Source organism: Olivibacter sp. 47, from assembly GCF_030372825.1.
Taxonomy (GTDB): domain Bacteria; phylum Bacteroidota; class Bacteroidia; order Sphingobacteriales; family Sphingobacteriaceae; genus Olivibacter; species Olivibacter oleidegradans.
On record NZ_JAUCNR010000001.1, the window covers coordinates 5,793,170 to 5,813,660 of the forward strand.

Genomic DNA, 20,491 nt, shown 5'->3' on the forward strand with positions numbered 1-20,491 from the left:
GTTTGCATGAATGTTTTTGTTTAAAATATGGAATTATTTTATTAGCCTTGTAAATACAATGTTAAATTTTTTCATATTCAATCTATATATTGAAACAAGATACTTAAACTCACTTTCACATGAACCAACATCCCAGCGCTAATGTCACGAAAAGCGGTGTAAACCCGATTGTTATTATCGGAGCATTATTCTTCATCTTTGGATTTGTTACCTGGCTTAACTCCGTTCTTATTCCATATCTCAAAATTGCTTGCGAACTCAATCATTTTCAATCCTACCTCGTAGCCTTTGCTTTTTATATAGCATATTTTGTAATGGCTCCTTTATCCACCAAAACATTGAAAATTTTTGGGTTTAAGAACGGTATGTCAGTGGGATTGATAATCGTAGCAATCGGTGCACTTATTTTTATTCCCGCTGCCATGACAAGGACGTATGCCCTGTTTTTATTGGGCTTATTTGTTCAGGGGAGTGGTCTTGCCATCTTACAAACAGCGTCAAATCCTTATATAACTATCCTTGGTCCTGCTGAAAGTGCGGCAAAAAGGATTAGTATTATGGGGATATGTAATAAGTTAGCCGGGGGGTTGGCTCCGGTTATTTTAGGTACGGTTATGCTCAAAGATGCAGATAAGCTGACCGCTAGAATAGAAACGATGCCGGAAGCGCAGAAGATAGCTGAACTTAATGAGTTGGCCTCACGCGTAATTTTTCCTTATATCGCTATAATAGCGGTCCTTGCGCTGCTTGCCCTTTTAATTTATCGTTCCGGTCTTCCAGAAATAGATACAGATGCGGAGGACGAAACGGTTGCAACTACGAATGAAGGTAAAAATAGTTTATTTGATTTTCCTCATTTGATCTTGGGTGTTTTTACTTTATTTCTTTATGTAGGGGTAGAAGTAATGGCAGGCGACACGATCATTAGCTATGGTTCATCTCAAGGAATCGCCTTGGAAACAGCTAAATATTTTACGTTGGGAACCATGATCAGTATGGTCATCGGATACATTATAGGTATCGTATGTATACCGAAGTATCTTAAGCAAGAAACCGCAATGAAATTATGCTCTTTGTTGGGATTATTCCTATCACTCGGCGCTATTTTTACCAGCGGATATGTATCAGTAGCTTGTGTGGCTTTACTGGGCTTGGCCAACTCCCTGGTTTGGCCCGCAATTTGGCCGTTGGCCTTGGCCGGTTTAGGACGTTTTACCAAGGCGGCTTCTTCTGTATTGGTGATGGGGATATGCGGTGGGGCCTTAATTCCACTTGGCTATGGTGCCTTAGCCGATGCATGGAATCCCCAACAAGCCTATTGGATTATGGTTCCTTGCTATCTGGTAATTTGGTATTACGCGATTGCCGGCCATAAGCTGGGTAAAAAATAACGAATACATACATACCAAGCCTTCAATGATACCCTCATTGAAGGCTTTTCATTAAACTAAATTATGAAGAAAATTTGCCTGTTTATTGCTATACTAAGTATAGCTTATGCGCAAGCACAAGAAGTAAATCGAGCTATTATTCAGGAACTTAAGGATCCCTATCCTACTCCGGCTAGTGACTGGCTTCAGGTTGAAAACGGATTAAACGCAAGTTTTGTTTCTGTAGACGATGCTTTTAAACATACAGCGCCACCCAAAAAAAGCCAATTGAAAGACCAATGGAAGGAAAGGGCTTGGCGAGGCGAAAAGGTGCATGCACAAGCTTTGGTATGGTCAAAAACGCCCATAGAGCAAATCTCCCTAACGGTTTCTGAATTAAAAGATGATCAGGGGAGCCGCATTGCCCCTGATAAAATAAAGATAGGATATGTTCGCTATGTACTAACGGATCATTTGGGAGATCTTAAGTCGGGATGCGGTATCCCCAAGGGTTTAGATACCTCCCTTGTAGCCGATTTAATAGATACGAGTACGGTCCTTCCGCTAGCGGAAAATACGACGCGGCCTATATGGCTTAGTATACAAGTTCCACAAGAGGCCAAATCTGGCAGTTATCGAGGACAGCTGATCATCAAGTCTGCGCAAGAAACGAAAATATTACCCTTTGAAATCAACGTATTGAATCGGATTCTTCCCGAAGCCAAAGATTGGTCATACCATTTAGATTTATGGCAAAATCCGTATTCCGTTGCCCGGGTTTATGGCGTGAAGCCCTGGACGAAAGCACATTTCGATGCGATGAGACCGTATATGGAAATGTTGGCGCAGGCAGGGCAAAAATCTATTACAGCAAGTATTATCTATGATCCATGGAACGGACAAACATACGATATATATGAGAGTATGATTAAATGGACGAAAAAGAAAAATGGGCAGTGGGAATACGATTATAGCATTTTTGATAAATGGGTCGAGTTTATGATGAGTTTGGGAATCAAGAAATTTATAAATTGTTATAGTATGATTCCCTGGAACCTGAAATTCTATTACTTTGATGAAGCGAGCGGAAAGAAGCAAGTGTTGGAAGCCAAGCCTGGAGAGACAGCGTATAAAAATCATTGGAAAGATATGCTCGTAGATTTTGCAAAGCATCTCAAGTCCAAGGGCTGGTTTGATAAGACAACCATTGCAATGGATGAGCGCGCGATGAAGGATATGTTAGAAGCAATTGCAGTCATCAAAGAAGCAGATCCAAACTTTAATATCTCACTTGCGGGAGCCGACCATCCGGAGTTGTACGATCAGTTGCTGGACTACTGTGTTGCTTTACGACATGAATTAAGTCCCGATTTAATTAATAAACGGCGGCGCAGCGGTTTTACAACCACGTTTTATACTTGTTGTACCGAACCTTTCCCTAATACGTTTACATCATCCTCTTATGCTGAATCCACCTGGCTGGCATGGTATGCGCTCAACAAGGATTTTGACGGCTACTTGCGCTGGGCCTTTAACTGCTGGGGGCCCCGTCCTTTGCAAGATACACGTTATGGTACATGGTTGGCGGGCGATGCCTGGCTGGTTTATCCGGGAGTTAGGAGTTCCATTCGGTTTGAAAGACTGGTGGAAGGAATACAAGATTACGAAAAGGCAAAGATAATACGGGCACAGTTGAAAAAGGAGGGGCGAAACGAAGAGCTTCAAAAGTTGGAAATGAAAATCAAAGCGTTTGAAACGGATGCGCTATCTGAAACACCGGCCTCTACTTTCGTCAACGAGGCGAAAGCTATATTGAATAGTTTTTAAATGAATTTATTGCTCGATCTTTTTTGGCCATTATTTACCAATGCTAAATGATGCATTACTGATAAATTTTCATGGCAGGAAGTAGGCAGAAATACTTATCTTCGGGACAAAATAGCATTATTGGTAACCATACTTTTTATCCTACACATTTTATGAAACGAAATTTTTTGAATATTGTCATGCTTATGCTGGCCTTGTCTACACTGACTATAGACAACGCTTTTTCTCAAGGATTAAAAATGCCTGCGGCAAGTAGCAAACAAACCATTACACAAGACTTAGGTATCAGTCAGATTACCATCAGCTATGCAAGGCCAAATGTAAAGGGGCGTAAGATTTTTGGTGGCTTAGAACCTTATGGTGCTGTTTGGCGTACAGGTGCAAACGGTGCTACCACGCTTACATTTAGCGGGGATGTAATAATTAACGGAAAAACGATACCTGCCGGCACCTATGGCTTGTTTACGATCCCTAATAAAAACGAGTGGACCATCATCTTGAATAAGGATAGCAAACAATGGGGTGCTTATGAATATAAGCAGGCGGACGATGTGTTGCGTTTTAATGTGAAGCCGGAGCAAACAAAAAGTAAAGTTGAAACTTTTACTATTAGTTTTCCGGAAGTTACAGCCACCGAAGCGACGTTAGCTATCGCATGGGAGAACACAAAAGTTACCTTTCCTATACAGGTAAATCAAGATGCCGAAATTATGGCTTCCATTGATGAGGCGATGAAGGGCGATAAAAAACCCTATTTAGCAGCTGCACAATACTATTTAAATAACAATAAGGATTTGGATAAAGCGCTTACTTGGGCGGACGAAGCGGTAAAAGCGAATCCGGCCTTGCCTTATCCGTACTATTGGAAGGCACAAATACAACTGAAAAAAGGAGATAAAGCCGGTGCTAAGGCGACTGCAGAATTGGGTAAGCAGGTTGCCGAGAAGGCTAAAAGCGACGAGTACATCCGTCTTAATAGTCAAATTATAGAGAAGGCAAAATAATTCTGTATCTTTGTGCCCCGTCACTATGTTAAGTAAGTGACAGGCACTTAGAAGTCTTTTTATCCACCTTACACAGGGTGGACCAATTGATCTGAGATAGAATTTTATTTTTTACTTTTGAATTTTTACTTAATCTATGTTTGATAGTTTACAGGATAAGTTAGACAGAGCCTTTAAAGTTCTAAAGGGGCAGGGAAATATTACCGAGATTAACGTAGCGGAGACCGTAAAGGAAATAAGAAAAGCCTTGCTGGATGCTGACGTTAACTATAAAACAGCTAAAGCTTTTACCGATGAAGTGAAGCAAAAGGCTTTAGGTGAAAATGTCCTCACGAGCATTTCTCCGGGTCAGTTGTTAACCAAGATCATGAATGATGAGCTTACCCAACTTATGGGTGGCACTGCGACAGATCTGGAGCTTGGTAAAAATCCAACGGTTATATTAATTGCGGGGTTAAATGGTGCGGGTAAAACAACTTTTACCGGGAAGTTGGCGAAATACCTAAAGGAGAAAAGAGGTAAAAAACCTTTGTTGGTTGCGGGTGATGTTTACCGTCCTGCGGCAATCGATCAGCTTGAGGTATTAGCCCAACAAGTGGATGTACCTGTATACACGAATCGGGAGTCTAAAGATCCTATCGCCATCGCCGAAGAGGGAGTTGCTGCGGCTAAACGTAATGGGCAGAACGTAGTTATTGTTGATACCGCGGGTCGCTTAGCCATTGACGAGGCACTCATGAACGAAATTTCAGCTGTTAAAGAAGCCACGAATCCGCATGAGATTTTGTTTGTTGTCGACTCCATGACCGGTCAAGATGCCGTTAATACAGCAAAAGTTTTTAATGACCGCTTGGATTTTACCGGTGTTGTGTTGACTAAATTAGATGGTGACACAAGGGGTGGTGCGGCGCTTTCGATCAAATCGGTTGTAAACAAGCCGATTAAGTTTATCGGTACCGGTGAAAAGATGGATGCTTTGGACGTGTTCCATCCTGACCGTATGGCGTCCCGTATCCTTGGGATGGGTGACGTAGTATCGTTGGTTGAACGTGCACAGCAACAGTTTGACGAAAAAGAGGCGGCCGCTTTACAGAAAAAGATCCGTAAGAATAAGTTTGATTTTAACGACTTTATTAGTCAGATCCAGCAAATCAAAAAGATGGGAAATATGAAGGATTTGATGGGAATGATACCGGGTGTTGGGAAGGCTATTAAAGATATTGATATTGACGATGATGCCTTTAAGCCGATCGAGGCTATTATTGGATCGATGACGCCATATGAACGGGAGAATCCGGACGCAATCGATCAGAAAAGACGTTTGCGAATCGCAAAGGGTTCGGGTACCGATATCAATGACGTTAATAAATTAATGAAGCAATTCAGTGATATGCGGAAAATGATGAAGCAATTCTCAAATCCTTCCTTAGCTGCTAAAATGATGCGAGGAATGCCCCGTACGCCTTTTGGAAAATAGGTCAGGCAGTATAAAATGGCTTAAATGGGCGGTATCTCTTTCGTGATACCGCCTTTTTTATTATCTTGGGGCTTCTTAACTGTACTAAACCTAAAAATATGTTGGTAAAAACTTTTAGCAGCGCAGTTTATGGAATTAAGGCCACAACAATTACTATTGAGGTCAATATATCCTCGGGGACACAATACTTCATCGTCGGACTGCCCGATAGTGCTATAAAAGAAAGTACATTTCGAGTAGAGAGCGCTCTACACAGCGCCGGTCTCCGAATGCCGAGGCAGAAAATCGTTATCAATATGGCACCCGCTGATATTAAGAAGGAGGGATCAGCCTATGACTTAGCGATGGCTATAGGTATCTTGGCAGCTTCTGGCCAAATTAATGCACATAAGCTTGATAAATATCTTTTACTGGGCGAATTATCACTGGACGGTAGCCTACAAGCCATTAAGGGAGCCTTATCGATTGCTATCCAAGCGCAAAAGGAGGGATTCAAAGGTATCGTGTTACCGGCGATCAATGCCCGAGAAGCAGCTGTAGTCGGAGATCTGGAGGTCTATGGCCTGGAAAATATCAGTGAAGTGATTGCTTTTGCAAATGAAGAGAAGACCTTTGACCGAATATTCGTTGATACGAAAGCTGAGTTTTTAAATAACGCCAATAATTACGACACCGATTTTGCTGATGTACAAGGGCAAGAGAATATCAAACGCGCATTGGAAATTGCGGCAGCAGGCGGGCATAATGTTATCCTGATTGGCCCGCCCGGTGCCGGTAAAACGATGCTAGCCAAAAGATTACCGTCTATCCTGCCGCCGTTAAGTTTATCAGAGTCGTTGGAAACGACTAAAATACATTCAGTGGCCGGGAAGATAGCCGCTTCTAGCTCGCTCATGACGATAAGGCCCTTTCGTGCCCCACATCATACGGTTAGCGATGTGGCATTGGTTGGTGGTGGAGGGAACCCCCAACCGGGCGAAATTTCATTAGCACATAACGGTGTGTTGTTTCTGGACGAGCTCCCCGAGTTTAAGCGTTCTGTTTTAGAGGTGTTAAGGCAACCTCTTGAAGAAAGACAAATCACTATTTCCCGCGCTAAGTTTACCGTAGATTATCCCGCTAGTTTTATGCTAATCGCTTCCATGAATCCCTGTCCTTGCGGGTATTATAACCATCCGGATAAAGACTGCGTATGTTCACCTATGCATGTTCAACGCTACTTAAGTAAAGTGTCGGGCCCCCTACTTGATCGGATCGATCTACATGTAGAAGTTACACCGGTAAACTTTCAGGAATTAACAGCGAAACAACGTGCAGAATCGAGTAAAACAATAAGGAGTCGCGTAATACAAGCAAGGGAGATGCAAGAGCAGCGATTCAAGAGGGAAGACAAAATGCATAATAATGCCCAAATGAATACAAAGAAAGTACGTGAGCTCTGTAAAGTCAATGCCGCCGGGCAAACACTGTTAAAAAATGCGATGGAAAAATTGGGGCTTTCAGCTCGAGCTTACGATCGTATTTTGAAGGTCGCCAGAACCATCGCCGATCTTGATGGAAATCCGGAAATCGAAGTGCATCATTTAGCTGAAGCAATCCATTATAGAAGCTTAGACAGAGAAGCTTGGGCAGGGTAGTAATCGTTATTTGTTATTAGTTGCTGGTTATCCGTAATTAACTTCTTAAATAAGTGACTAGGTCCATTGAAACAGAAAAAGCCTTCCTGAATTTAAAGAAAGGCTTTTCTGAAGAATGATTATTGCCGATTGGGTTACTAACAACTAATAACCAGCAACCAACAACTAAAATAACTAAGCGCCTAATTGCACGCGTTTAAATGCAGTGACTGTTAATCCCTTGGAAACACTATCAAGGAATTGAGCAACACTTTTTGAGTTATCTTTAACAAACTCTTGATTCAATAAAGTTGAATCTTTGTAGAATTTGTTCAATTTACCTTGAGCAATTTTTTCCACCATATTTTCAGGTTTTCCCTCAGCACGGATTTGCTCTTTTGCAATTTCTAATTCACGTTCAATTGTACGAGCATCAACGCCATCTTTATCAATAGCAACGGGATTCATCGCAGCAATTTGCATAGCCACATCTTTACCTGCATCTTCTGCACCTGCCACGTCTGCGCTTAAGCCTACTAATACACCTAAACGATAGTTACCATGAATATAAGGAACGACTTTATCTGCAGTCACCACCTCATATTTAGAAACCTCAATTTTTTCTCCGATTTTACCTGTTTGGTCTATCAATAAATCGGCAATTTTTGCTCCATTGATACTTAATGCTTTCAAATCCTCCAAAGTAGCCGGAGCAGCTTCGATAGCGGCATCGGCAACGCTTTCAGCAAAAGCAATGAAATCAGCATTTTTTGCAACAAAGTCTGTTTCGCAGTTTACTTCAACAACTACGCCACGTTTGCCATCAGCAGTTGTTTTTGCAATAACAACACCTTCGTTAGAGTCGCGATCCTGGCGGCTAGCGGCCACTTTAGCTCCCTTTTTACGTAAGTAATCAACTGCGGCCTCAAAATCGCCGTTGGCTTCCACTAAGGCTTTTTTGCAATCCATCATACCAGCACCTGTTTGTTGGCGCAATTTATTTACGTCTGATGCAGAAATTTGTACTGTAGACATTTTATTTTCCTTTTTTAATATGCTTTATAAATAAGTTATGGGTTACGAGTTCCGCACGGTAAGCATAACTTCAGCAAGCTTACCGGAGGTGACCCCTAACCCATACTTGGATTTAATTATTCTCCGTCTTTTGCTTCCGTAGCTTCTGCTTTACGTTCACGTTTAGGAGCAACTTCAGCTGCCGGCTCTTCCCCACTATCAACTTTCGCCTTTGCTGCTGCAGCTTCTTTCTCTGCTTCCTCTTCTTTATCACGTTTACGTTCTTCCAATCCTTCTATAATCGCTTGCTTGATTACGTTTGTAATCAACGTAATTGATTTCGTAGCATCGTCATTCGCCGGGATGGGGAAATCGATGTTGGTAGGATCGGAGTTTGTATCTACCATTGCGAAGGTAGGAATGTTCAATTTTAGCGCTTCGCTAACTGCAATGTGCTCTTTCTTTACATCAATAATGAAAAGCGCAGCAGGCAAGCGGTTTAAATCGGCAATACCACCTAATAGGTTTTCCAATTTAATACGCTCACGTTGAATCATTAACTTCTCCTTCTTTGATAATACGTCGTAAGTACCATCTTTAGTCATCTTATCGATGTTAGACATCTTTTTGATAGACTTACGAACAGTAGCAAAGTTAGTAAGCATACCACCCAACCAACGCTCAGTAACATAAGGCATGTTTACTGCTTTTGCTTGTTCAGCAACGATATCTTTAGCTTGCTTTTTTGTAGCTACAAATAATACTTTACGTCCTGATTTTACGATTTGCTTAATAGCTGAAGCGGCTTCTTCAAGCTTTGCTAAAGTTTTGTTCAAATCGATAATGTGGATGCCATTGCGCTCCATGAAAATGTACTTAGCCATTTTCGGATCCCATTTACGGGTAAGGTGACCAAAGTGTACACCTGCATCCAGTAATTCCTGATATGTTGTTCTTGCCATTGTTTGATCCTCCTTAAATTAACGTTTACTAAATTGAAATCTTCTACGTGCTTTACGACGTCCCGGTTTCTTACGCTCAACCATCCGGTCATCGCGAGTCATCAATCCTTTGGCACGTAATGCAGATTTCACCTCTGGGTTAAGCTCTACCAATGCTTTAGCAATTGCTAAACGCACGGCCTCTGCCTGTCCTTTTACGCCTCCTCCAGCTACGTTAACTTTTACATCAAAATTACCGGCAACTCCGGCAACTTCTGTACTTTGAGTAACAATATATTGCAATGGCAATGTAGGGAAATACTCTTTGTAATCTTTACCATTTACGGTAATGTTGCCGCTACCAGCAGATAAATAAATACGGGCAACAGCGGTTTTTCTTCTTCCTGAAGTGTTTGTTGTTGACATTTCTTCTCTCTTTAGAATTTAACTGTTTTAGGATTTTGTGCCGCGTGAGGGTGCTCAGGACCTGCATACACAAATAAATTTCTGTACAAAGCGCGACCTAAACGATTTTTAGGAAGCATGCCACGTACCGCCTTCTCAATCACACGGGTAGGGTGCTTTGCCAATAATTCTTTGGGAGAAATGAAACGCTGACCACCTGGGTAACCAGTGTAAGAAACATATTGCTTTTCGCCTAATTTGTTTCCTGTCAACTTAATCTTGTCTGCATTAATAACAATGACGTTATCTCCGCAGTCTACGTGTGGGGTGTACGTAGGCTTGTGCTTACCTCTGATTACCTTGGCAATCTGAGATGACAAGCGCCCCAAAATCTCACCTTCAGCGTCAACAACGATCCATTCTTTGTTAACGGTGTTTTTGTTGGCTGAGACAGTTTTGTAACTTAACGTATTCACTTGCTTGATTTTGAATTAATTAAACAATATACTTTTTTCCTTATTTTAAAGGACTGCAAAGGTAGACAGAAAAATTCGTATTTTAAAAATATTATTAAAAAATATATTGATACTGAGTAAGTTTTCTCTTTTTACAACGACATACCGTCCGTGATTGCAATATGTTTTTCAATCGTAAAAATCGTATTGATAAAAAAATGGACACTAAGCTGAGGCCAATAATTAAGCCTGTCCAGATACCTGGAGCTTTCATATCTAAATTAAAGGCCAGGAAGTAGCCTATGGGCAAACCCACTACCCAATATGCAATACCTACCAGGAAGGTCGGAATTTTCACATCTTTCGCTCCCCTCAATAGTCCAACGGAGATCGCCTGCGTGGCGTCGGATATTTGGAAAATAGCAGCAAAGATCAGTAAGTAGGAAGCTAATTTTACCACTTCTACATTATCATTAAAAAGCATTGGTAAAAAGTCGTTAAAGGATATGAAAATTACAAAACAGAGAACGCCGTAACAAAGCGCCGTCAGGATACTGCTCTTGCCAATAGTCAGAATATGGTTCCAATCGTTTCGACCGTAAGCATTGCTTACGCGGATCGAACCTCCTTGAGCCAATCCCATGGATACCATAAAGGTAAAAGCGGCACAGTTCATGGCTATCTGATGCGCTGCTTGTTCGACAGCGCCAATGGTACCAACCAATATAGCGGAAACAGCAAAAACCCCAACCTCCATACCGGCTTGTAAACTGCTGGGTATACCGATCCTCAGCAATTCTTTGATCGTATGCCAACTGAATTTCCAGTGTGTACGACCAGCGGCCATGTAACGTTTAAAAGTTTTATGTTTAAGGATTGTAAAGGTTAATGCTAAAAATATAAGCGTTCTGGTAATTAAGGTTCCCCATGCCGCTCCTACCAATTCTAGCCTTGGCAGCCCCCAATTTCCAAAAATCAGTAGCCAGTTAAGAAATGCATTGAGAGGCAAAGCAATAAGGGATAGCGTCATGGCTGTTCGTGTATATTCCAAGCCGTCGGTGAACTGTTTTAAGGTCATGAACAGCATCATGGGAATAATGGATATTCCGATAATTCTTAAAAAAGGGACGGCCATTTCGGCTACTTCCGGATCCTGCTTTAAGTGGAACAAGATATCTTTGCTGCATTCTAATCCGAGTGAAATGATGATGGCCGTAAATGAGCAAAGGATAAACCCATTGTATAAATAATGAGAGACCTTTTGGGCGTCATTTCGCCCGTGGGCCATGGCTACCATTTGAGAAACGGACATCGTCATGCCTATCCCTAAGACAAAAGGGATGTTCACGACACTCATTACCAATGCCGCAGCTGCAAGTTGCTTATAGCTAACAGAGCCGACCATGGCAGTATCGATAAGGCTTAATGCCATTTGTGCCAATTCACCTAAAATTATAGGGCCTGCAAGTTTCAAAGTCTTGCCCGCCTCATTACGAAGCAATCCTAATCCGTGCATATTGATAGAAAAAGAAAAAGCTTGTTGTAACAACAAGCGTATTATATGACCTCAGTTTTATTGTAAGATGACGTTTCTCCTATCCATTATCTTTATACTCGGGAGAAAAATAGGAGAAAAAAAAATCCCTGCATAAAATAAGCAGAGATTGAAAGCGGTCCGGACGGGACTCGAACCCGCGACCCCATGCGTGACAGGCATGTATTCTAACCAGCTGAACTACCGGACCTACTTCCCCTCTTTTGAGGACTGCAAATATAGCGCGTTTTTTTAAAATTAAAATCTTTTTGTTAAAAAAATTATTCGAGACCGCCTTCTTTCATTTTTTCAGCATTTTCAGCAAATTGAAGCGCATCGATAATTTCCTGAATGTCACCATCCATAATAGCCGGAAGGTTATACATGGTCAAACCAATACGATGCTCGGTTACCCGCCCTTGGGGATAGTTATAGGTGCGTATTTTGGCCGAGCGATCGCCGGTAGATACCATCGTTTTCCGTTTGGCCGCAATATCCCCGTGTTTCTTTTGTACTTCCAGTTCGTATAATTTAGTCCGTAACATCTCCATCGCTAGCTCACGATTCGCTAGCTGCGAGCGCTCTACTTGACATACAACTACAATCCCCGAAGGTTTGTGCGTTAATTGCACCTTCGTTTCTACTTTATTAACGTTCTGACCACCGGCACCTCCCGAGCGGGATGTTTGCATTTCAATATCAGCAGGATTGATTTCCACATCCACCTCCTCTGCTTCGGGTAGTACTGCGACAGAAGCGGCTGAAGTATGTACTCGGCCTTGAGTCTCCGTATCCGGTACGCGCTGTACGCGGTGTACGCCTGATTCATATTTTAATTGGCCATAAACGTCTTCACCACTTACTTTTAAGATAACTTCTTTATATCCTCCTGCAGTACCTTCCGTAACATCCATTACTTCGACCCGCCACCCTTTCTGGTCAAAATACCTAGTATACATACGATATAAATCACCTGCGAATAAAGCAGCCTCGTCCCCACCGGTCCCCCCTCTGATCTCGAAAATGGCATTTTTGGCATCCTCCGGATCTTTGGGAATCATCATAAGTCTTACTTTTTCTTCTTTTTCTTCTTTCTGAACAAGTAAGGCATCTAAATCTTCTTTGGCCATCTCCCTCAGTTCCTGATCCTTCTCATTGGCTAGTATATCCTTATTGGTTTCTATATTGCTGATGATATTTTTGTAGATATAATATTCATCAACGATTTTACCTAAGTCTTTATATTCTTTGTTAAGCTTTGCAAAACGCTTCATGTCGTTTACCGTATCCGGATTGCTCAATTCACGTTCTACTTCTTCCCAACGTAATTTTATCGCTTCTAACTTCTCTAACATACTAGTATGATTTGCTTTTTCACCCCGTTGGGCAAAAAGTTTACAAACTTAGATAAAATGCTTTTCATATGCAATTGCGATAGTTAGCCAAAAAAACTTACTTTTGGGTAATTATAAACTTAAAAGCCTTATTATGCAAGCGATTGAACGCAACAAACTTTTTGTAGCAAGCTGTTTAGCTTTGCTGGTAACCTCTCTTTCTTTTGGTATAAGGGCAGGTATCATGAATCAGCTAGTTATCGATTTTCATTTGAGCACAGCGGAACTAGGTGTCATTACGGCGTCTGCATTTTGGGGTTTCCCCCTGGCGATTATTATCGGCGGTTTTGTGGTGGATGCTATCGGAATGAAAAAGCTACTAGTGGTAGCCTTTATACTGCATTTGTCAGGAATATTATTAACGGTATTTGCAGCCGGTTATTGGACACTGTTTATTTCAACACTACTGATAGGTATTGCTAATGGTACGGTTGAAGCGGCATGTAATCCCTTGGTTGCTTCACTGTATACTGATAATAAAACAGTTAAATTGAACCATTTTCACTTGTGGTTCCCTGGTGGGATCGTTATTGGTACCCTCATCGTTTTATTGTTGAATACGCTGGAAATTGGCTGGCAGTGGCAGGTGGCGATTATGATCATTCCTACCCTAGTCTATGGTTATCTGTTTTCCTCTTTAAAATTTCCGGTTACAGAGCGTGTGGCTTCCGGATATTCTACAACCGATATGTACAAAGCGGTACTATCTCCTCTATTTATCGTTATGTTGATCTGTATGTTTGGTACGGCAGTAACTGAGTTGTTTACCGGGCAATGGATAGACGTGCTGTTGAAGAATTTAACAAATAATGCCATCCTCATATTAACACTTACTACCGGTGTAATGGTAGTGGGGAGAGGTTTGGCAGGACCTATCGTACATCGCTTGTCGCCACAGGGTGTGTTGCTTTTATCAGCAATGGTTTCGGCAATAGGCCTATACCTTCTCAGTACCTTAACCGGTAATGCTATATTTTTTGCGGCTATTGTTTTTGGTATAGGGGTTTGTTATTTCTGGCCAACGATGATCGGCTTCGTCGCAGAACATATTCCTCAATCCGGCGCATTAGGATTAAATCTAATGGGAGGCGCCGGAATGTTCGCCGTATCTATTTATAGTATTTTTATGGGGAACTTTTACGATGGGTTGGTACTAAATTACCTTCCTGCCGGTGCTGATCTTGCTACCTATTTGAGTGCAGCGGAAGGGACATCGATGAATCAGGCACTCAATCAGGCTAAAAGTTTAGCAGGACCGGAGGTAATTAGAATTACACTCGTTATCCCCATTGTATTGACCATTATTTTTGCCGGATTGGTTTTATATCTGCGGTCGAGAAAAAAGATAAAAACACCACCCGCCTTGCAAGCGGATATATAGCGAATAATGTGTTAACGTATGAAAATGATAAGGAGGCGTCACTATCTGCTAATAGGCTGGTAGTGGCGCCGGATATTCGGTTAAGGCCGTAACCATGTAAAGCTATCGTGTTACCTATCACCCTTCAAATGTTTTTAGTTCCAAATTATGCCCATCAAAAACAGCATATGTGTTGTAGTTTACCCATTCGCCAAGGTTAATGTATCGACTGTTGTTCCCCAGATCGATGTCTAAGGGTAGATGCCGGTGACCAAAAACCAAATAATCGAAATGTTCTTTTTGTAATACTTCTTTGGAATATACAATCAGCCATTCTTGTTCAGCTTCCTTGCGCCATTCTTTCTTATTATTGGCGATTCGACTGTTTTGCGACCACCGCAGCGCGATACCAATTCCTAGATTGGGGTGAATGCGGGCAAAGAGCCATTGGCAAAATTTACTTCTAAAGAATTTTTTAAGAAACTTGTATTTAGCGTCCCCTGGGCCCAGGCCATCTCCATGATGCAGATAAAAACGCTTTCCTTGCCGTTCAATAACCAATTCGTCTGCTATAATTTTAGCCCCAAGCTCCTTTTGAAGATAACTGAACATCCACATGTCGTGATTGCCCTTGAAGAACGTGATCTTGATTCCGCTGTCTGCTAATTCTGCGAGCTTGCCTAAAAAGCGAACAAATCCTTTCGGTACGGCTGTTGCATATTCGAACCAAAAATCAAAAATATCTCCCAAAAGGTAAAGCTCGGCGGCATCATGTTTAATGGATTCAAGCCAGCGAACCAGTCGGGCCTCCCGTTCACGGCTTTTCTCATAGGTTGGCACGCCTAGGTGAAAATCGGAGGCGAAATATATCTTTTTGTTTTCTACCATCGACGCGAAGGTAACCAAAAGCAAGCTTATTTAAAAAGCTTGCTTTTGGGATATGGCTTCTGCTTATCTGTATAATAGACTAAGATTATAGGAAGGCTTCCCTTAATCAAGTTTTTGGCAAGTGAGATGAAACTAAAAATTATCAAGCCAAAGCGAGAAAGAAATAAAACCTTCGTTTTACAGTGAGCTGTTATTCGGAAATCAGTACCGCTGTTTGTTTCACGTTCCAACCTGCGTTTGTCAAAACAACTTGTTTGCCTCGAGTTAGCGCAGGATCAACACTTATCATGACCGTCTTTTTTTCACCGGGGACTACCGATAAATAATTGTCACTATAAAAAGTTGGCAAGATCCGTTGATGTGTAAGATTGTCGACCAAAGCAAGCCGGTTGAAAAAGGCAATATTATCGTGTTCATTATTGGCCAGTGTGACCGCATATTCTCCAGGTGTGATTTGTTTGACTTTAATATCGAGCTTACAGTTGGCCATATCTGTTAAACCGCTATAATAACCTTTCGCATCAGGCAACCAATAGAAATTGTCGCTTAATAGGTGTTGCCCTGCATCCATTAACTGTAGACGCAAAAAAGCCCCTTTGTCTTTTGCCAATTCGTCGATTTGCTTTTTGATGGACATGATTTTTTTAACAGACGAAGGTTCCATAAATGCAAATACCTTTGTTATTGGATAAGCTTTCCCTTGCATGTCGTATGCATGAATAACAAGCATTATATTGTTACGTTTTTCAAAATGGTTATTGACAATGGAAACAAAACCGTCTACTGGATTATACATAGCATGTAATGGTTCGCTGCCACTCCTTAAGCCATAAAGACCAGCATTTGGATCGAGGTAATAGTCGTACATTTGACCGCGCAAGGAAGTCCAGGGGTTCTGCGTCTTCCAGATGATTGTACCCGTATACCAATCCCACATATGGGCACTGAAGCCCTCCATCAGGCCCCTGTATTGATTATAATTGACTAGTTGCGCCTTGTTTGCGAAATCTTCCAAATTGTTTGTTTTTCCATAAGGCGCTATATGTTCACCATAGCCAATATAGGTGTGATATTGCCAAACCGAGTCTACGGTTTCCTGTACTCGACCCTCGGCGTTAAAGCCCGTGAATAAGGGTGCAATTTGATTTTCTTCCGGTAAAAATCGCTTCAATGATTCCAGGTCGCCCACACCAACGGAGCCAACTTCCGAATTAAAGGGCCAGGTTTTATCAGCCCAAAATGTTTTGATGTCCTGTATTCCGTATGGGCCATCGCCGTTCCCACCAATGTCGTTTTGCGACATAGCATCTGAATTGGAATAATCAACAAACCATCTGGTGCCATCCAATTTCGGCAAGATGGAATCCCGGAGTGGAACTAAAATATCATCAGGAGGTGTGATTTCGTTACCACCGCAATAAAATGCTAAAGAGGGATGGTTTCGAATCATTTTGATCATATCGGCAGCAGATTCAAGAAATAATTGATGGTCATCCGGGTATTGTCGCCTTGTCCATTGATCGTCTTTCTTCAATGGATCTTCCCATCGTCCGTTACAATCGCCGGACATCCAAAAATCCTGAAAGACAAGTAGCCCATAACGATCGCAAGCTTCGTAAAATTCCGGTCGCTCCACCAACGCACCACCCCAAATTCGAATAAGATTTAGATTCATATCCCGGTGAAAGCGAATTTCGGCGTCATAACGTTCTTTTGAGAAGCGAAGCATCGCATCTGAAATGATCCAATTGCCACCTTTGATGAATATTTTTTGACCGTTAACCGCTACCTCCCGGCTACGTGTATGTGGATTCCAGTAGGTTTGAATCTCCCGGATACCTATTTTCAGATCTTTTTTATCACTAGTGGTTTTGGCTGCATTGGGTACAAAACTTAGCTCCATGGGATACAAATAGGGTTGTCCATAATTCGATGGCCACCATAACTTTGGGTTCTTTAAGATTAAATCCGGGAGTTTTATTTCCTTTTCTTCCTGAGGACGAAGAGTAACACTTTGCTTAACTAATTGTCCATCTAAGCGATACTGCAGCGCGCCACTTATAGGTCTATTGGCCGCGTTGCGCAAAGTTGTGGAAACTTTAATAATGGCAGGTTGCTGGATGCCACTGGTTTCCCTTTTTCCGGGAACTTCCGTAATGATATGGGGATCGATAATGGAAATAGCACCCGTTTTTTCAATCGTTACTTTATCCCATATGCCGGTATTTCTATCCCGTATAGGTTTAATCCAATCCCAACCAGCAGTGTATTGTAACCCAACATTTTTGGCGATGGTGCCATCTCCGCCTTGTCCGCCATTTGGATTGCCTACAACGTCAGGTGGGTACACAATGACGGCTAACCTGTTTTTGCCATTTGAAGCAAGGAGCTTTGTAATATTGAATCGCTTGCGGATATACATCCCTTTGAAGGGTTTAGTATTCACTTTTTTACCGTTGAGAAAGATTTCACAACTATAGTTGATTCCTCTAAAATGCAACCATACCTGTTTATCGCCGGTTGGAATGCCTTCTTCAAAATCATTCACGAACCAATAGGTGTAATAATCCCTGCCAACTGTATAAATATCCGGGATCTTGTTGTTATTCATGCCAAAAAAAGGATCCGGAATCTCCTGATTGTTCAGCATACCGGTCAATACTGTTCCCGGTACAGTGGCCGGCTTCCAGCCTTGAATGACTGAAGAAGGATCAGAAAGTTTCTCACCCGACAAGGATACTTCTTTGTAGTTCCTGAATATCCAACCTTTGTTCAATTCGTATGATTGTGCAAAGGAAAATAAGGAGAAAAGCGTGAGAAGAGTTAGTAAATAAATCGTTTTAGTCGACGGTATAGCGGTATTCATTTGTAAGTTTTATTAAAACAGTTTGGCGGAAGCTTTTTCCTTGGCAAACCTAAGGATTTATTGTAAAAATAAGGAAAGGAATCGATTCCGTATTCAAAAGAGGCTTTTTTATTTGTAATATTGAACAAATAATTCACAATGTAAATTTTATTTATTCAACATGGTAAAAACGTACTCAGGATTGTTGCTGCTAGCATCTTTTTTGATGGCATGCAACAATAATCAAAAAACCATCGAACCAGCTACAGCTATGAAATTAAAGCCTTATCCAAAAACAAAAAAGATTGATCTTGTTGACGATCATTTTGGCACGAAAGTTCCTGATCCATACCGTTGGTTGGAGAACGATACAGCGGTGGATACCAAAGAATGGGTGTTAGCCCAAAACGAAGTGACAAATGACTACCTTTCTCAGATTCCCTTCCGAGACGCCATCAAGCAACGTTTGGAGAAATTGTGGAATTACGAGAAAATATCGGCTCCCTTCAAAGAAGGCAATTATACATACTACTTTAAGAATGACGGACTCCAAAATCAATCGGTTATATACCGAGAAGAAAAAGAGGGTAAGAGTGAGGTGTTTTTGGATCCCAATAAATTTTCGGCCGACGGAACCACATCTTTGGCAGATATCAATTTCAGTAAAGATGGAAGTTTAGTAGCCTATCAGGTTTCAGAAGGCGGTTCCGACTGGCGCAAAGTAATTGTTTGGAAAGCAGAAGATAAATCAGTCGTAGGTGATACATTGATCGATGTTAAATTTTCAGGCTTGGCTTGGAAAGGCAATGAAGGATTCTATTACAGTAGCTATGACAAACCGAAAGAGGGGAGCGCGCTGTCGGGTTTGACACAATATCATAAATTGTATTTCCATAAACTAGGCACTCCCCAAAGTTCAGATGAACTGATTTTTGGTGGCGAAAGTACGCCGAGGCGATATATCGGGGCTTATTTAACTGAGGATGAAAGGTTTTTGGTTATCACGGCAGCAAATACCACAAGTGGCAATGAATTGTATATCCAGGATCTAAGCAAGCCGGATTCTAAAATCGTTCAGGTAGTAGATAATTTTGACAAAGAACACAGCATAATCGATAACGAAGGAGACTCGCTATTTATCTTAACAAACTTGGGGGCACCAAACTATAAAGTGGTAACAGTTGATATTAACGATCCAAAACCCGCCAACTGGAAAGATTTGATCTCGGAAACCGAAAATGTGCTGAACATAAAGAAAGGCGGCGGCAAATTGTTCGCCATTTACTTAAAAGATGCTACGTCTTTAGTAAAACAATTTGATAGGCGTGGCAAAGAAGAGCGAATCGTAGAATTACCTGGACTTGGTACGGCCAATGGCTTTGAGGCAAAACAGACCGAAAAGGAGCTTTACTATTCATTTACATCGTATGTATATCCACCCACCATTTTCAAATATGATATAGCTTCCGGTAAGTCGACAATATACAAAAAGCCCGATGTGTTGTTCAACCCTGAGGATTACGAATCCAAACAGGTGTTTTATGCCTCTAAAGATGGCACGAAGGTTCCGATGATTATAACCTATAAAAAAGGGATCGTACTTGATGGTAGCAATCCAACGATGTTATATGGATATGGCGGCTTCAATATCAGTCTAACGCCTTCCTTTAGTGTATCAACAGTTTTATTGTTGGAACAAGGAGGTGTTTATGCAGTAGCCAATTTGCGTGGCGGCGGCGAATATGGAGAAAAATGGCACTTAGCAGGAACTAAATTGAAGAAACAGAACGTGTTTGATGACTTTATAGCCGCCGCCGAATACCTCATTAAAGAAAACTATACATCAAAAGAGCGTCTGGCAATTTCCGGTGGATCCAATGGTGGTTTACTTGTCGGCGCCGCTATGACGCAACGACCGGATTTATATAAAGTCGCCTTCCCTGCGGTGGGTGTTCTGGATATGTTACGTTATCACAAATTTACGGCCGGCGCTGGTTGGGCCTACGATTACGGAACCGCGGATGATAATAAAGAAATGTTTGATTATTTGTATAAATATTCGCCCTATCATGCATTAAAAGAAGGGATTGAATACCCGGCAACGATGGTAACAACAGCCGATCATGACGACCGAGTTGTGCCTGCTCATAGTTTCAAATTTGCGGCGCGCTTGCAGGAATACAATAAGGGAACCAATCCGGTATTGATTCGAATCGAAACGAAGGCCGGACACGGTGCAGGTAAACCAACAGCTATGATTATTCAGGAACAAGCCGATAAATGGGCTTTTATGTTTCAGAATATGGGGGTTGGGTATAGCGAATAAATGTGAAATATAGAACTAATAAAAGAGGGGAGCTA

The 20,491-nt window shown here is 41.7% G+C and carries 15 protein-coding genes and 1 tRNA gene; 7 read left to right on the forward strand and 9 right to left on the reverse strand.

What is annotated here, in order from left to right; genetic code table 11:
- Window positions 1-119 precede the first annotated feature (119 nt).
- The 5 genes from QT327_RS25070 to QT327_RS25090 all read left to right on the forward strand — a co-directional run bounded on the left by QT327_RS25070 (window position 120) and on the right by QT327_RS25090 (window position 7,315).
- A complete protein-coding gene (locus QT327_RS25070) occupies window positions 120-1,391 on the forward strand; it encodes a sugar MFS transporter (protein ID WP_013664729.1) in 1,272 nt (423 codons plus the stop codon).
- Window positions 1,392-1,454: 63 nt separating this feature from the next.
- The gene (locus QT327_RS25075; protein WP_130854552.1) at window positions 1,455-3,197 is read left to right on the forward strand and encodes a glycoside hydrolase domain-containing protein; all 1,743 of its coding nucleotides are present in this window, start codon (window positions 1,455-1,457) and stop codon (window positions 3,195-3,197) included.
- A gap of 152 nt (window positions 3,198-3,349) precedes the next feature.
- Window positions 3,350-4,201, forward strand: a complete 852-nt coding sequence (locus QT327_RS25080) for a DUF2911 domain-containing protein (RefSeq protein WP_198140322.1) — start codon at window positions 3,350-3,352, stop codon at window positions 4,199-4,201.
- Between the two features lie 136 nt (window positions 4,202-4,337).
- Window positions 4,338-5,678, forward strand: coding sequence for a signal recognition particle protein (ffh, locus tag QT327_RS25085; RefSeq protein WP_130854551.1), 1,341 nt, complete (start codon window positions 4,338-4,340; stop codon window positions 5,676-5,678).
- 98 nt (window positions 5,679-5,776) lie between these two features.
- The gene (locus QT327_RS25090) at window positions 5,777-7,315 is read left to right on the forward strand and encodes a YifB family Mg chelatase-like AAA ATPase (RefSeq protein ID WP_130854550.1); all 1,539 of its coding nucleotides are present in this window, start codon (window positions 5,777-5,779) and stop codon (window positions 7,313-7,315) included.
- Between the two features lie 174 nt (window positions 7,316-7,489).
- On the opposite strand, the gene tsf is transcribed toward QT327_RS25090, so the two are convergent.
- The 7 genes from tsf to prfA all read right to left on the reverse strand — a co-directional run bounded on the left by tsf (window position 7,490) and on the right by prfA (window position 12,998).
- Window positions 7,490-8,329: a translation elongation factor Ts gene (tsf, locus tag QT327_RS25095; protein ID WP_013664734.1), complete on the reverse strand. Its 840-nt coding sequence runs from the start codon at window positions 8,327-8,329 to the stop codon at window positions 7,490-7,492.
- Between the two features lie 116 nt (window positions 8,330-8,445).
- Complete coding sequence (rpsB, locus tag QT327_RS25100) at window positions 8,446-9,270, reverse strand: 30S ribosomal protein S2 (RefSeq protein WP_013664735.1); 825 nt, start codon at window positions 9,268-9,270, stop codon at window positions 8,446-8,448.
- Between the two features lie 18 nt (window positions 9,271-9,288).
- Complete coding sequence (gene rpsI, locus QT327_RS25105; RefSeq protein ID WP_013664736.1) at window positions 9,289-9,675, reverse strand: 30S ribosomal protein S9; 387 nt, start codon at window positions 9,673-9,675, stop codon at window positions 9,289-9,291.
- Window positions 9,676-9,686: 11 nt separating this feature from the next.
- Complete coding sequence (rplM, locus tag QT327_RS25110; RefSeq protein WP_013664737.1) at window positions 9,687-10,130, reverse strand: 50S ribosomal protein L13; 444 nt, start codon at window positions 10,128-10,130, stop codon at window positions 9,687-9,689.
- Between the two features lie 94 nt (window positions 10,131-10,224).
- Window positions 10,225-11,625, reverse strand: coding sequence for an MATE family efflux transporter (locus QT327_RS25115; RefSeq protein ID WP_289554226.1), 1,401 nt, complete (start codon window positions 11,623-11,625; stop codon window positions 10,225-10,227).
- Window positions 11,626-11,780: 155 nt separating this feature from the next.
- Window positions 11,781-11,854 (reverse strand) — tRNA-Asp (locus QT327_RS25120).
- Window positions 11,855-11,924: 70 nt separating this feature from the next.
- Window positions 11,925-12,998, reverse strand: coding sequence for a peptide chain release factor 1 (gene prfA / locus QT327_RS25125; RefSeq protein WP_013664739.1), 1,074 nt, complete (start codon window positions 12,996-12,998; stop codon window positions 11,925-11,927).
- Between the two features lie 133 nt (window positions 12,999-13,131).
- On the opposite strand from prfA, the gene QT327_RS25130 reads away from it, so the two are divergent.
- Window positions 13,132-14,418, forward strand: coding sequence for an MFS transporter (locus tag QT327_RS25130; protein ID WP_130854548.1), 1,287 nt, complete (start codon window positions 13,132-13,134; stop codon window positions 14,416-14,418).
- A 117-nt stretch (window positions 14,419-14,535) separates the two neighbouring features.
- Here the strand turns inward: QT327_RS25130 and QT327_RS25135 are convergent, their stop codons facing one another.
- Complete coding sequence (locus QT327_RS25135) at window positions 14,536-15,285, reverse strand: UDP-2,3-diacylglucosamine diphosphatase (protein WP_130854547.1); 750 nt, start codon at window positions 15,283-15,285, stop codon at window positions 14,536-14,538.
- Window positions 15,286-15,475: 190 nt separating this feature from the next.
- Window positions 15,476-18,151 carry a glycoside hydrolase family 2 protein gene (locus QT327_RS25140; protein ID WP_130854546.1) on the reverse strand — a complete coding sequence of 892 codons (2,676 nt, stop codon included), beginning with the start codon at window positions 18,149-18,151 and terminating at the stop codon, window positions 15,476-15,478.
- 160 nt (window positions 18,152-18,311) lie between these two features.
- Between QT327_RS25140 and QT327_RS25145 the strand changes: the two genes are divergently transcribed.
- Window positions 18,312-20,456: a prolyl oligopeptidase family serine peptidase gene (locus QT327_RS25145; protein WP_130854545.1), complete on the forward strand. Its 2,145-nt coding sequence runs from the start codon at window positions 18,312-18,314 to the stop codon at window positions 20,454-20,456.
- Window positions 20,457-20,491 lie beyond the last annotated feature (35 nt).